The sequence below is a fragment of the Limnohabitans radicicola genome (assembly GCF_014837235.1).
GTDB lineage: Bacteria > Pseudomonadota > Gammaproteobacteria > Burkholderiales > Burkholderiaceae_C > Limnohabitans_A > Limnohabitans_A radicicola.
In genome coordinates this window covers 588,735-602,553 of sequence record NZ_JACYFT010000001.1, presented here as the reverse complement: position 1 = coordinate 602,553, position 13,819 = coordinate 588,735, and the positions used below count along the sequence as shown (strand labels likewise).

13 protein-coding genes are annotated in these 13,819 nt (G+C 59.8%); 10 read left to right on the top strand and 3 right to left on the bottom strand.

The annotated features are described in order from the left end of the window. Positions 1-67 precede the first annotated feature (67 nt). Positions 68-523: an OsmC family protein gene (locus IC609_RS03055; RefSeq protein ID WP_191817968.1), complete on the top strand. Its 456-nt coding sequence runs from the start codon at positions 68-70 to the stop codon at positions 521-523. 25 nt (positions 524-548) lie between these two features. Here IC609_RS03055 and coq7 read toward each other — a convergent pair whose 3' ends face one another. After that, a complete protein-coding gene (gene coq7 / locus IC609_RS03050) occupies positions 549-1,175 on the bottom strand; it encodes a 2-polyprenyl-3-methyl-6-methoxy-1,4-benzoquinone monooxygenase (RefSeq protein ID WP_191817967.1) in 627 nt (208 codons plus the stop codon). Between the two features lie 328 nt (positions 1,176-1,503). On the opposite strand from coq7, the gene IC609_RS03045 reads away from it, so the two are divergent. The 3 genes from IC609_RS03045 to IC609_RS03035 all read left to right on the top strand — a co-directional run bounded on the left by IC609_RS03045 (position 1,504) and on the right by IC609_RS03035 (position 4,421). Then, entirely contained in the window at positions 1,504-2,439 is a 936-nt protein-coding gene (locus tag IC609_RS03045; protein ID WP_191817966.1) for a porin, read from the top strand. A gap of 118 nt (positions 2,440-2,557) precedes the next feature. Next, the gene (locus IC609_RS03040) at positions 2,558-3,565 is read left to right on the top strand and encodes a porin (RefSeq protein WP_225223968.1); all 1,008 of its coding nucleotides are present in this window, start codon (positions 2,558-2,560) and stop codon (positions 3,563-3,565) included. 109 nt (positions 3,566-3,674) lie between these two features. Further along, on the top strand, positions 3,675-4,421 hold the full coding sequence (locus tag IC609_RS03035) for a DUF3047 domain-containing protein (protein ID WP_191817965.1): 747 nt from the start codon (positions 3,675-3,677) through the stop codon (positions 4,419-4,421). A gap of 66 nt (positions 4,422-4,487) precedes the next feature. On the opposite strand, the gene IC609_RS03030 is transcribed toward IC609_RS03035, so the two are convergent. Next, on the bottom strand, positions 4,488-5,324 hold the full coding sequence (locus IC609_RS03030) for an outer envelope protein (protein ID WP_191817964.1): 837 nt from the start codon (positions 5,322-5,324) through the stop codon (positions 4,488-4,490). A gap of 205 nt (positions 5,325-5,529) precedes the next feature. On the opposite strand from IC609_RS03030, the gene IC609_RS03025 reads away from it, so the two are divergent. The 6 genes from IC609_RS03025 to IC609_RS03000 are packed head-to-tail and all read left to right on the top strand — an operon-like array spanning position 5,530 to position 12,250. After that, positions 5,530-6,510 (top strand): ABC transporter permease, encoded by a 981-nt coding sequence (locus IC609_RS03025; RefSeq protein ID WP_191817963.1) that lies wholly within the window; start codon positions 5,530-5,532, stop codon positions 6,508-6,510. 1 nt (position 6,511) lies between these two features. Beyond that, positions 6,512-7,750, top strand: coding sequence for a M20 aminoacylase family protein (locus IC609_RS03020; protein ID WP_191817962.1), 1,239 nt, complete (start codon positions 6,512-6,514; stop codon positions 7,748-7,750). 41 nt (positions 7,751-7,791) lie between these two features. Beyond that, positions 7,792-9,372 (top strand): ABC transporter substrate-binding protein, encoded by a 1,581-nt coding sequence (locus tag IC609_RS03015; protein WP_191817961.1) that lies wholly within the window; start codon positions 7,792-7,794, stop codon positions 9,370-9,372. 9 nt (positions 9,373-9,381) lie between these two features. Further along, positions 9,382-10,293: an ABC transporter permease gene (locus tag IC609_RS03010; protein WP_191817960.1), complete on the top strand. Its 912-nt coding sequence runs from the start codon at positions 9,382-9,384 to the stop codon at positions 10,291-10,293. Continuing rightward, positions 10,290-11,258: an ABC transporter ATP-binding protein gene (locus tag IC609_RS03005; RefSeq protein WP_191817959.1), complete on the top strand. Its 969-nt coding sequence runs from the start codon at positions 10,290-10,292 to the stop codon at positions 11,256-11,258. The genes IC609_RS03010 and IC609_RS03005 overlap by 4 nt, the downstream gene beginning before the upstream one ends. After that, positions 11,255-12,250: an ABC transporter ATP-binding protein gene (locus IC609_RS03000; RefSeq protein WP_191817958.1), complete on the top strand. Its 996-nt coding sequence runs from the start codon at positions 11,255-11,257 to the stop codon at positions 12,248-12,250. The genes IC609_RS03005 and IC609_RS03000 overlap by 4 nt, the downstream gene beginning before the upstream one ends. A 76-nt stretch (positions 12,251-12,326) precedes the next feature. Here the strand turns inward: IC609_RS03000 and IC609_RS02995 are convergent, their stop codons facing one another. Further along, the gene (locus tag IC609_RS02995; RefSeq protein WP_191817957.1) at positions 12,327-13,814 is read right to left on the bottom strand and encodes a tripartite tricarboxylate transporter permease; all 1,488 of its coding nucleotides are present in this window, start codon (positions 13,812-13,814) and stop codon (positions 12,327-12,329) included. Positions 13,815-13,819: the final 5 nt, after the last annotated feature.

Here is a 13,819-nt window from a genome sequence, read left to right as displayed (position 1 = left end):
AAGTCAGGGCCATGGATCCCATGGGAGGGTCCTGTGCCTTGGCACACCACAACAAAGGAAAACGACAATGGAATGCACAGTCAGCTGGACCGGCGCCTCAGGCACCCGTTCGGGCATGGGGTTTTTGGCCGAAACCGGCAGTGGCCACGTGATTGCGATGGACGGCGCCCCCGATGCTGCGAAGCCCGAGAATGGTGGCCAGAACCTGGCACCCCGACCCATGGAAACCGTGCTGGCGGGTACTGGCGGTTGCACCGCCTACGACGTGGTGCTGATTCTCAAGCGCGGTCGCCACGATGTGCGCGGCTGCAGCGTCAAGCTCACGAGCGAACGCGCTGACACCGATCCTAAGGTGTTCACCAAAATCCACATGCAGTTCACCGTGACAGGCAAAGGCATTCCGGCATCGGCGGTGGAGCGGGCCATTGCCATGAGCCATGACAAATACTGCTCGGCCAGCATCATGCTGGGCAAGACCGCGGAAATCACCACGGGCTTTGATCTGGTGGAAGTGGCCGCTTGAGCGGCTGGCCCCAAGCCGGGAGGGTTTAAATCCGGTGCGCCACGGTGGTCATCACCTTGGCGGCGGCTTTCATCAGGCCCTGGATGGGGGCGGGCAGCTCCACCGCGCCTTCGCGTTGTGCCATCTGGGCATGCGCGATTTCATCGGCCTTCATCTGCGCCACGATGGCGCGTGAAGCGGTGTCGCCCGCAGGCAGCTGTTCCATGTGCCCCTCCAGATGGGCCTCCACCTGGTGCTCAGTTTCTACCACAAAGCCCAGGCTGACCTGATCGCCGCCCAGCTTGCCTGCGGCATAGCCGATGGCAAAGGCCCCGGCGTACCAGAGTGGGTTCAGGAGCGAAGGGCGGTCGTTCAATTCACGCAGCCGCTTCAGTGTCCAGGCCAGGTGGTCGGTTTCTTCGCGGCTGGCTTCGGCCAGCTTCTCGCGCAATGCCCGGCTCTGGCAAGCCAATGCCTGACCTGTATAGAGGGCCTGTGCACACACTTCCCCCACATGGTTGACCCGCATGAGGGCGGCGGCTTCGCGGCGCTCGCTTTCAAGGAGCGTTTGGGCGCCCGCAGTGGGCACAGGACAGGGGCGACTGGAGTGGGGTTCGGCCCACAGCGTACGCAATGCGCTGTCAGCGGCCATGAGCAGGGCGTCGGTGTTCATGAGGCACAAGTGTACGTCTGCTCAGTGTGACAAAAGCATGACTTTTCAGGTCTTGTGACTCAAATCAAAGGCTCAATGTGAAAACTGAAAATATCGATATAACTCTTTGAAGTTAAACGGGAAAAAAGAAGGTTTGATGTGTCTTTTTAAGGGTAAGCCCTCGGTTGTGTTGCTGGATTGCAACGAAAAAGCTTTTTTTATCGACGTTTGCTTGGCGAAGGCGTTTCTGTCTGGTGCAATAGCCTCAACTTCCTAAATGGGGGTTGGCAAGAGGTCCTGAAAACATGTTCAGACTTCAAGCACTTCTTAAACCTTGGAGAAATTTGCAATGAAAAAATCACTGATTGCTCTGGCTGCCCTGGCCGCCACCGCTTCTTTCGCTCAATCTTCCGTGACCCTGTACGGCTTGGCCAACATCGGTTTCCAGTCCACCAACGGCAGCAAGACTGCATTGGTCGGCGGTGCTGACGGTTCAGACAGCCGTTGGGGTTTCCGTGGTACGGAAGACCTGGGCGGTGGTCTGTCTGCCAACTTCACATTCGAAGCTGGTTTCAAGCCTGATACTGGCACCATCGACAACACTGCAACCCAAACCTTCCAGCGTCAGTCTTGGGTGAGCCTGGCCAGCAAGTCCCTGGGTGAAGTGCGCCTGGGCCGCCAGTACACCGTTGGCTTCAACGGTTCTATCGGCACCATGCCCTCTACCTACACCGACCCAGCTCTGGCCACTGGCCTGGGCTTCAATGCCATGGGTTCCCGCAGCAACGACCAGATCCAGTACCGCTCGGTTGCCTTCAGTGGCTTCAGCGTTCAGGCTTCTACACAGCTGACTGGCGACACTTCCGGTCTGGCAACGCCTCTGGCCAAGCAAAACGAACTGGGTCTCGCTTACGTCAACGGTCCTCTGACCGCCAACCTGACCACCGCCAGCGTGACTTCTGCTACTGGTGTGAAGACCAGCCCCGTGGGTGCCAATGCCACCTACAACTTCGGCAGCTTCTCCGCGATGCTGGGTTATGTCGACACCGACTCCGCCAAGGGTAAGGGTTACGTTGCCAAGGCTTACGTGCCCGCCGGCGCACACTCCCTGTTCGTTGGCTACGCCAAGAACGACACCACCAAGGCTGACGCCTACGAAATCGGTGACTTCTACAGCCTGAGCAAGCGCACCCGCCTGTACGCTCTGTATGCCAACGGCAACGGCAATGGCGCTGCAGCTACCAATGGCAAGCGCATCTCTGCTGGTGTGACTCACGCCTTCTAATCCCACGCTGTCGTAAGACAGTTTGAGATTCAGAAATTAAAACCCACCGTGGCAACACGGTGGGTTTTTTTAAATTCACGGGAGATTCTCTTGAAAAATCCCCCTTGTTTCTGCAGCTTTGCTGGCTATTGCATGCGGTCAAGCCCATGCACAGTCCTCCGTGACCATTTTTGGCGTAGCTGACATTGGCTATGTTCACACCAGTGCCAATGGCACCGCTGGTTCCGTTTCCCGCAGCCAGCTGGCTTCGGACGGCAACACCTCCAGCCGTCTGGGTTTCCGCGGCACCGAAGACCTCCGCGGCGGCATGAAAGCCGGCTTCTGGCTCGAAGGCGCTCTGGCCATCGATCAACCCGGTTCACTCACATTGCAGCGCCGCTCCACCGTGGAGCTGTCGGGTTCGTTCGGTGAAGTTCGTCTGGGCCGTGACTATGTCCCCACCTTCACCAACTTGACCGTCGCTTACCACCCCTTCGGTACCAACGGTGTGGGCAATGCTGGTCAGCTGTTTTACCCAGTGGCCGCCGGCGGCACCACATCCAGCACACACGTTCGTTCGAACAACGGCATCAACTACTTCTCGCCCAATGTGGCCGGTTACCAGGCCAACGTGATGTACGCGTTTGGTGAACACCTGAGCAACGAAGGCGCCACAAAGCAGAACGACACATACGTTGGTGGCCGCGTTTCGTATGCCAATGGCCCGCTGAACTTGTCCGCAGCCACTGGCAAGACCAAGTTTGCCACGGGCGATTACACACAGAGCAACTTTGCCGCTAACTACCAGTTGGGTGCAGCCAAGCTGATGTACCTCTGGGGTGAGAACAAAGTGGGCGTGACCAAGACCACCAGCAATCTGGTGGGCGTTCAGTACAAAGTGTCTGGCACAGGTGAAGTCCGTGCCGCTTACACAGACTTGAAGGCTGTGGGTGTTGCCAATGACGCCACCCAAATGACCGTGGGCTATGTGCACAACCTGTCCAAGCGCACCGCGCTGTACACCAACTACTCTGTGGTGGACAACAAAGGCACAGGCAAGCAGTTTGTGGTTGGTGGTGGCGACAAGACCACGGTCGCTGGCGGTAACACCACAGGTTACGAGTTCGGCGTTCGCCACTCGTTCTGATCAGCCAGCTACTGGCCTGAGCCAGTGTGATCCCAAAACCCGCAGCAGGCTTGCCTGATGCGGGTTTTTCTTGAGTTAATCTCCGCGTTGTTCAATCAGGAGACCCTCCATGGGGATTGCGTGCATTCGATGGGGTGCAGCGGCAGGCATTTTGGCGCTTTTGACTTTGGTCAGTCTGGGCGGCTGTGCCTCTGCGCCGTCACCCTCCAAGGCGGCTTTGGGTCAATGGCCTTTGAGCTTCTCGGCCCAAGACAAGGCGCAGTGGGAGACCGTTTTGCTGCCAGGCAAGCTGCGCACGGCGTTTCGCTTGGAAACGCACCAGGGGCGGCAAAGTCTGCGGGCCGACTCCGAAGGCTCGGCCAGCATGCTCAGACAAAAACTGCACATTGAGCCGAGCCGTCTGGGCCGCCTGACGTTCGAATGGCAGGTCCAGGCGCTGATCGCCGAGGCCGACATGCGTCAGCGGGAAACCGAAGACTCGCCTGTCCGGCTGATCTTGGCCTTTGATGGTGACCGGCAGAAGTTTTCACCCAAGAACGCCATGCTCAGTGAGCTGTCCCGTGCCTTGACCGGTGAGGACATGCCCTACGCGACCTTGATGTACGTCTGGAGCAACCAGCAGCCTGCAGAAACGGTCATTGTGAATCCGCGCACCGACCGTGTGCGCAAGATTGTGGTCGAGTCTGGTGCAGATCGGCTCCAGCAATGGGTGCGTTACGAGCGCCAGATCCGAGCAGACTTTGAAAAAGCCTTTGGCGAGCCGCCCGGGGCTTTGCTGGGCCTGGCCATCATGACCGACACCGACAACACACAAGGCAAGACCCGAGCCTGGTACGGAGAGATTCGTCTGGATTGAACGGGTTTGTGGTCCGGGGCATGAAAAAGGCCACCGCATGGTGGCCTTGGATGGGGCAATCAGACGTCAGAAGTGGTATTCAGCCCGGACCATGGGGGTCTTGGCAAAGGCTCCAGAGCCAGCGGGACCAGAAGCATTGTTGCCAAATTTGTTTTTCCAGTGTTGGTATTGCAAACCGACTTTGAAGGTCTTGGTGCCGCTGAGGTCGTACATCACTTGCATGTCGATGTTCGTCTCTGCCGCGGTGTCAGCCCCAAATTCGTTCTTGCCCTTGGCTGCAATGAAGTTGGCGTAGCCTTCGAATGACAAGGGCACACTGGCGACCTGGAAAGGAATGCCCCAGGACAGGCCGATCATGGGGTGGCTCTTGTAGGTGTAGCGGCCAACGCCCGAGTGGCTGTAGGTGCTGTAAGGGGAGTTGCTTTCAAACAATTCCAGCAAGCTGATGTTCAAAAATCCGGGCACATCCAGCATCAAAGTGGGGCCGACGACCAGCATGCGCTTTTTGGAGTTGTAGCCCGCATCGGCCTTGCTGTTGAAATCGAAGCCGCCCGTCACGCCCACGCCACGCACGATGCCGAATTTGTAGGCGTTGCCGGTGACTTTGGACAGGTCCACCGTGTTGCGGTAAACCGCGTAGACCTCTTGAGCGCCTGTGCTGGAACCTGCCGATGCCGGGTCCTTACTGTCGGACATCAGCAGGTCGACGTTGAAGAAGTTGGAGCCGTACTTGTAGCCGCTGGCATGCGTCAGGCCCAGGATGTTTTTGGAGATGTCCTTGGTGTTGAAGGGCTCCGCGAAGGCAGAGCCTTGGCGGTAGGTCAGAGCGGTATCGCTCCAGTCAGCAGCTTGGGCTCCGGCGGCTGCGGCGGTCAGGGCGAGCCATGCGAATTTCTTGTTCATGGTGAATTTCCTTCTTGGGTAGTTGAATTCCATTGGAATCTCAGCAATACCCATGCCAATGAAAAGCAAGACCAAATGACTCGATGGGTCAGCACGATGGCAGGCGCTTGCACCAGTCCTGTGCGCGACAGCCCATTTGGGGGAATTCCCTCTCACTCAGGCGGGCTCGAATGTTGCATAGTGGTTTCTGGTTCAAGGAACATTGATGTTTGCTTTCATCCTTCAGCGTCTGATTCAGGCCGCGATCGTCATGGTCACGGTGGCCTTCATTTCATTTCTGTTGTTCCAGTATGTGGGTGATCCCGTGGTCTTTCTGTTGGGGCAAGACGCCACGCCTGACCAGATCAGCCAACTGCGCGCGGATCTGGGGCTGAACCAACCCTTTTTTGTGCAGTTCTGGCATTTCCTGAGCAATGCGGTGCAGGGCGAGTTTGGACTGAGCCTGCGCCAGGGCGCCAAAGTGTCGCGTTTGATCGCAGAGCGTTTCCCTGCCACATTGGAGTTGGCTTTGGTGGCGGCCACCATGGCGCTGGTCATCGGCATCCCCATGGGGGTGTATGCCGCCTTGCGCCGGGGGACTTTTCTCAGTCAGCTGCTCATGACCTTGTCCTTGCTGGGCGTGTCCTTGCCGACCTTCCTGATCGGCATTTTGCTGATCCTCACGTTTGCCGTGTGGCTGCACTGGTTCCCCAGCTTTGGCCGGGGCGAGGTGGTGCAGTTGGGTTGGTGGAGCACGGGGCTGTTGACGGCCAAAGGCTGGCACCACATCGTGTTGCCAGCGGTGACCTTGGCGATTTTTCAGCTGACCCTGATCATGCGGCTGGTGCGGGCCGAAATGCTGGAAGTGCTGCGCACCGACTACATCAAATTCGCCCGCGCGCGGGGTTTGTCCAATCGGGCGATCCACTTTGGCCACGCGCTCAAGAACACCCTGGTACCCGTCATGACCATCACGGGCCTGCAACTGGGGGGGCTCATCGCGTTTGCCATCATCACCGAGACGGTCTTTCAGTGGCCTGGCATGGGCCTGCTGTTCATTCAGGCGGTGACCTTTGCCGACATCCCGGTGATGGCGGCCTATTTGTGCCTGATTGCGCTCATCTTTGTGGTGATCAACCTGGTGGTGGATTTGCTGTATTTCGCGGTCGACCCGCGCTTGCGTGTGGGCAAGGCGGGAGGCCATTGACATGAGCGCTGCGTTGCAATCCACCTTGGGGCATGGTCGTGCTTTTGCGCACATCGCCCAATTCCACCCAGAGCTCACCGCTTTCAGACGCGACCTGCATGCGCACCCTGAGCTGGGCTTTGAAGAGGTCTACACCTCGGGCCGTGTGGTGGAAGGCCTCGAGGTCTGCGGTGTGGACAGCATCCATACCGGGTTGGGCAAAACGGGCGTGGTGGCGCTGGTGCATGGACAGGGCCGATCGGCCGGCAACCCTGGCCGCATGGTGGGCCTGAGGGCCGACATGGATGCCTTGCCACTCACAGAGTTCAATGATTGCGTGTGGAAGTCCTCCAAGCCTGGATTGATGCATGGCTGCGGCCATGATGGGCACACCGCCATGCTGATGGGCGCGGCCCGATACCTGGCTGAGACACGCCGCTTTGATGGCACCGCGGTGCTGATTTTCCAGCCGGGAGAAGAAGGCTACGCGGGTGCCCGGGCCATGATGCAAGACGGTTTGTTCGAGCGCTTTCCCTGCGAAAAAGTGTTCGCCCAGCACAATGCCCCCGATGTGCCCTTGGGCGTGGTGGGCGTCACCCCGGGGCCCATGCAAGCGGCGGTGGACCGGATCGAAATTCGGATTCATGGCAAAGGTGGGCATGGTGCCAGGCCTCACCAGGCGATCGACCCGGTGCTGGTGGCAGGCCACATCATCACCGCCACCCAGAGCGTGGTGGCACGCAATCTGTCGGCGTTTGACCAGGCGGTGGTCAGCATTTGTTCGATGCAAGGCGGTCACCCGGGAGCCATGAGCGTGATCCCCGGCGAGGTCACCTTGGTGGGTACGGTACGCACTTACAGCGAAACGGTGCAACAACAGATCGAAGACCGTTTGAAGGCTTTGTGCGCGGGTGTGGCGCAAGGCTTTGGTGCCACGGCTGAAGTGGCGTACGAACGGGTGTACCCGGCCACGGTGAACACCGTGCCTGAGGCGAATTTTGTGGCCGATGTGGCGACCCATCTGGTGGGTGCTGACAGGGTATGGCGCAACATGACGCCCAGCATGGGCGGTGAAGATTTCTCGTTCATGCTGCAGGTCAAGCCAGGAGCCTACATCCGCATCGGTCAGGGTTTGCCCCATGGGCCTGGACCGCATCCGCTGCACAACAGCCGTTACGATTTCAACGACGAGATCCTGCCTTTGGGCGCAGCCTTGCACGCCAGTTTGGTGGAGCAGGCCATGCCCTTGCAACGGGATTGATTTTTCAGTTCACCCATTTCATTCATCACAAGGAGATGTCCATGGCTTTCAAACTCAACCCCCTCGTGGCCACACTGGCTGCTGCGTTGGCCCTGTCGGCTGTGTCGGCCTCTGCCGTCACCTTGCGCATCGGCAATCAGGGCGACGCCCTGTCGATGGACCCGCACTCGCTCAACGAGTCCCTGCAAATTTCGGTGGTGGAAAACGTCTACGAGTCCCTGATCACACGCGATGCCAATTACAAACTGGCCCCCCTGCTGGCGACCAGCTGGAAGCAGACCGCCCCCACCGTGTGGCGTTTCGAGCTGCGCAAGGGTGTCAAGTTCCATGACGGCACCCCCTTCACAGCCGATGATGTGATCTTCAGCTACGAGCGTGCCAAGGGCGAGGGCTCCGACATGAAGAGCTATGTGGGCCAGTTCAAAGAGATCAAGAAGATCAACGACCACACCATCGACATCATCACCAATGCACCGTTCCCCATCGTGCCCGAGCTGGTCACGCACTGGGACATCATGAGCAAGAAGTGGTGTGAGGAAAATCAGGCCACCAAGCCGGTCGATCGGCGCAAGGGCATCGAAAACGCCGCGTCCTTCAAAGCCAATGGCACGGGCCCCTTCATGGTGAAGGAACGTCAGCCGAATGTGCAGACACGCTTCGTGCGCAACCCCAATTACTGGACCACGGTGCCAGGCAACGTGGACGAGGTCATCTTCACGGTCATCGGCAACGATGCCACCCGTGTCGCAGCCATGATGTCCGGTGAACTGGATGTGATGGAGCCGGTGCCTGTGCAGGACGTGGAACGCATCAAGGCCAATGACAAACTCAAAGTACTGCAAGGCCCTGAGTTGCGCGCGATCTTTTTGGGCATGGACCAAAAACGCGATGAATTGCTGTACTCCAACGTGAAGGGCAAAAACCCGTTCAAGGACATCCGCGTGCGCAAGGCCTTCTACCAGGCCATCGACATCGAGACCATCAAGAGCCGTGTGATGCGTGGTGCGGCCACGCCATTGGCTTTGATGATGCCACCACAGGTCAATGGCTATCCTGCAGATCTGGGCAAGCGCTTGCCTTATGACGTGGAAGCGGCCAAGAAGCTGATGGCCGAAGCCGGTTACCCCAGCGGTTTTGAAGTCAAGATGAACTGCCCCAATGACCGTTACGTGAACGATGCAGAAATCTGCCAGGCCGTGGCCGCCAACCTGGCCAGAATCGGCGTCAAGATCAACCTCGAAGCCGAGACCAAGGGCACTTATTTCCCCAAAATCCTGAGCCGCAACACCAGCTTCTACATGCTGGGCTGGACCGCCAGCACGGTGGATGCGCACAACGTGATGTACCCGATCTTGTCCACACCGGGCGACGGTGGTCGCGGCCAGTTCAACCTGGGTTCTTACAGCAACCCTAAAGTGGATGAACTGACCGACAAGGTGGCTTCTGAGACCGATCAGAAAAAGCGCAACGAAATGATCCGCGAAGCCATGAAGATCCATCAGGACGATGTGGGCCACCTGCCTTTGCACCAACAGGCGCTGAACTGGGCGGCCAAAAAGAACATCGAGCTGGTGCAGTTCCCTGACAACGGCATGGCCTGGAAGTTCATCAGCGTCAAATAAGGTTTGAGCATGCAGCAAATTTGGCAGCGTTGGTGGCACAGCGATGTGGGGTACAGCTTCCGTCAATCGCCCATGGCGATGGTGGCGGCCTTCATCGCTTTCGTCTGCCTTTTTTGTTCGGTCTTTGCCGGATGGGTGTCACCCACCAACCCGTTTGATTTGGCTACGCTGGAGTTGAGCGATTCCCGTTTGCCGCCTGCGTGGTTGGACGGAGGGACTTCCAAGTATGTGCTGGGCACCGACGATCAGGGGCGCGACATCTTGTCGGCCCTGATCTACGGCTCGCGCATCTCCCTGATCGTTGGCTTGGCCTCGGTAGCGCTGTCGGTGGCCTTTGGCGTGGCCATGGGCCTGCTGGCGGGCTTTCGAGGAGGCTGGGTGGATTCGCTGCTCATGCGCTTGTGCGATGTCATGCTGTCTTTCCCGGCCATCCTGGTGGCCTTGCTGATCGCGGGCGTGGGCCGGGCCTTGTTCCCCAATGCCAACGAGTCGCTGGCTTTCGGGGTGCTGATCATCTCGATCTCGCTCACCGGCTGGGTGCAGTACGCCCGCACCGTGCGTGGTAGCACGCTGGTCGAGCGCAACAAGGAGTACGTGCAAGCCGCCCGTGTCACGGGCGTGGCGCCACTGCGCATCATGGTCAGGCATGTGCTGCCCAATGTGCTGGGGCCGGTCATGGTGCTGGCCACCATCCAGGTGGCGACGGCCATCATCACCGAGGCCACGCTGTCGTTTCTGGGTGTGGGCGCACCGCCCACATCGCCATCGCTGGGGACATTGATCCGCGTGGGCAACGACTTTTTGTTCTCGGGCGAATGGTGGATCACCATCTTCCCCGGGCTGATGCTGGTGCTGATTGCCTTGTCGGTCAACCTGCTGGGTGACTGGTTGCGCGATGCACTGAATCCGAGATTGCGATGAGCCTTTTACAAGTCAAAAATCTGGTGGTGGAGTTCCCTGGCCGCCATGGCACCTTGCGTGCGCTCGACGACATTTCCTTCGACATTGCCCCCGGCGAAATTCTGGGGGTGGTGGGGGAGTCGGGTGCGGGCAAGTCCCTTACCGGGGCCTCCATCATCGGTTTGCTGGAGCCGCCGGGCCGCGTGGCCAGTGGGCAGATCGTGCTCGAAGGTCAGCGCATCGACAATCTGAATGCCGACCAGATGCGCCACATCCGGGGGCGCAAGATCGGGGCGATTTTTCAAGACCCGCTCACTTCGCTCAACCCGCTGTACACGATTGGCCGGCAATTGACGGAGACGATCCTGGCGCACTTGTCGGTCACACCTCAAGAGGCGCGTGAACGCGCCATTGCGTTGCTCAAGGACACGGGCATTTCGGCCGCCGAAGAACGCATTGACCACTACCCGCACGAGTTCTCAGGCGGCATGCGCCAGCGTGTGGTGATCGCCCTGGCGCTGGCGGCCGAGCCGCAACTGATCGTGGCCGATGAACCGACCACGGCGCTCGATGTGTCCATCCAGGCTCAGATCATCGGGCTGCTCAAAAAGGTCTGCAAGGAACGTGGCGCGGCCGTCATGCTGATCACGCACGACATGGGCGTGATCGCTGAAACCTGTGACCGTGTGGCCGTGCTCTATGCCGGGCGCATCGCCGAAATCGGCCCGGTGCACGAGGTCATCAACCACCCTGCACACCCTTACACCGCAGGCCTGATGGCCTCGATCCCCGACATGGACAGTGACCGCGAACGCCTCAACCAGATCGATGGCGCCATGCCGCGCTTGAACGCGATTCCGAGCGGCTGTGCCTTCAATCCGCGCTGCCCCAAAGCGTTTGACCGCTGTCTGCAGCAGCGCCCCGAGTTGAAAGTGGCAGGGGCCACCCGCGCCGCCTGCTGGTTGCACGATGGGAGTGCCGCATGAGCCACACACCCCAACGACCCCTGGTCGTGGCCAACGATCTGGCCAAGACATTCGATGTGTCGGCCCCTTGGCTCAACCGCGTCATGGAACGCAAACCCCGACAGCTGCTTCATGCGGTCGACGGCGTCAGCTTTGAGATTGAAAAAGGCAAAACCCTGGCCCTGGTGGGCGAGTCGGGCTGTGGCAAGAGCACCGTCGCCCGTTTGCTGGTGGGCCTGTACGAGCCCACACGCGGTGGCCTGACCTTTGACGGGCAAGACGCGCATGCCGCGTTCAAGTCACCCGATGCGCGGCAAATGCGCCAGCGCATCCAGATGATTTTTCAGGACCCGTATGCGAGCCTGAACCCGCGCTGGACGGTCGAAGCCATCATTGGTGAGCCCCTGCGCGAGCATGGCTTGATCAAAGATGCAGCTGAGCTCCAGGCGCGCGTGGCCGAGTTGCTGCAATCGGTGGGCTTGTCGGCGCTCGACATGCCCAAGTACCCGCACCAATTCTCGGGCGGGCAGCGCCAACGCATTTCGATTGCCCGGGCTTTGGCCACAGCGCCTGAGTTTTTAGTGTGTGACGAGCCGACCTCGGCGCTCGATGTGAGCGTGCAGGCGCAGGTGCTCAACATCATGAAAGACCTGCAGCGTGAGCGGGGACTGACCTACCTCTTCATCAGCCACAACCTGGCCGTGGTGCGCCATGTGAGCGACCAGGTGGGGGTGATGTATTTGGGCCGCTTGGTGGAGCTGGCCGACAAGCACACGCTGTTTGCCAATCCGCAGCACCCTTACACCCGTATGCTGCTGGACGCGATTCCCAAAATGCACGACACAGGCCGTGCCCGCACCCCGGTGCAAGGGGAAGTGCCCAACCCGCTCAACCCGCCCAACGGCTGCAGCTTTCACCCGCGCTGCCCGCAGGCCACCGACATTTGCAAAACCGAGCGGCCCGCCTTGCGTGACTTCAAGGGGATCAAGATCGCTTGTCATGCGGTGGTGTGACCGGTTGAGATCGGCGCCTTGCGTTCCATGTAAAAAGGCCTGTCCAACGGACAGGCCTTTTTGATAAGGCTGGATGTCAAGCCCGCTTGAGCAAGCGGTAGATCGGTGGCGTGGCCACCAGCACGGCTGCCACACCCAACAGGCTGGCCGACAGGGGACGGGTGACGAAGGTGCTCCAGTCGCCCATGCTGATGGTCAGGGCCTGGCGCATGGATTGCTCGGCCATAGGGGCCAGAATCAGGCCCACGATCAGCGGCGCCGCCGGGAAGTCAAAACGCCGCATGGCGTAGCCGATCAAGCCGAACACGAACAACAAACCGACGTTGAAGACCGAGTTGCCTGCCCCGTACACGCCTGCGGTCGAGATCACGATGATGCCGGCGTAGAGCCATGGGGGGGGGATCTTGAGCAGTTTGACCCACAAACCGACCAAGGGCAGGTTCAGCACCAGCAAGATGATGTTGCCAATGTAGAGGCTGGCGATCAGCGTCCACACCAGGCTGCCTTGCGATGAAAACAGCTGGGGTCCTGTCTGGATGCCGTAACCTTCAAAGGCCGACAACATGATGGCCGCAGTGGCTGAGGTGGGGATGCCCAGGGTGAGCAAGGGCATCAACACGCCAGCGGCAGCCGCGTTGTTGGCGGCTTCGGGGCCTGCGACACCTTCGATGGCCCCGTGGCCGAATTCCTCAGGGTGCTTGCTCAGTTTTTTCTCGGTGTAATAAGACAGCAGGGTGGGCAGTTCCGCACCACCCGCAGGCATGGCGCCGATGGGGAAGCCATAGAAGGCCCCACGCAGCCACGCTTTCCAGGAGCGCCCCCAATCTTTTTTGCTCATCCAGAGACTGCCTGAGACCTGCATGACCTCACCGGCCTTGGATTCGCGGCCTTGCCAGGCCAGGTACAAGGCCTCGCCCACAGCAAAGATGCCCACCGCGGCCACAGTGACTTCGATGCCGTCCAGCAGCGAAGCCTGGCCAAAAGTGAAGCGGGGCTGACCGGTTTGCAGGTCAATACCCACCAGACCAAACAGCATGCCCACCGCCAAGGCCAGCAGGCCACGAAGCACCGAGTTGCCCAGTGCCGCTGACACGGCCACGAGCGACAGCACCATCAGGCTGAAGTATTCGGCAGGGCCAAAAGCCAGTGCGGCTTCCACCACCATGGGGGCGAAGAAGGTCAATGCCAGTGTGCCGATGGTGCCTGCCACAAAGCTGCCGATGGCGGCGGTGGCCAGGGCCTGTCCAGCGCGGCCGCTGCGGGCCATTTTGTTGCCTTCGAGCGCCGTCATCATCGACGCGGCCTCACCCGGTGTCTTGATGAGGATCGAGGTGGTCGAGCCACCATAGGCCGCACCGTAATAAATGCCTGCGAACATCACGAACATGCTGGTCGCCGGCACGTGGTAGGTCAGGGGCAGCAGCAAGGCAATGGTGAGCGCCGGGCCAATGCCCGGCAACACACCAATCAGGGTGCCGACAAAGCAACCCACGAAACCCCACATCAGGGTTCCGGGTTGCAGGGCGTTGCCAAAGCCCGCCATCAAGGCGTCAAAAGAAGACATGCTTT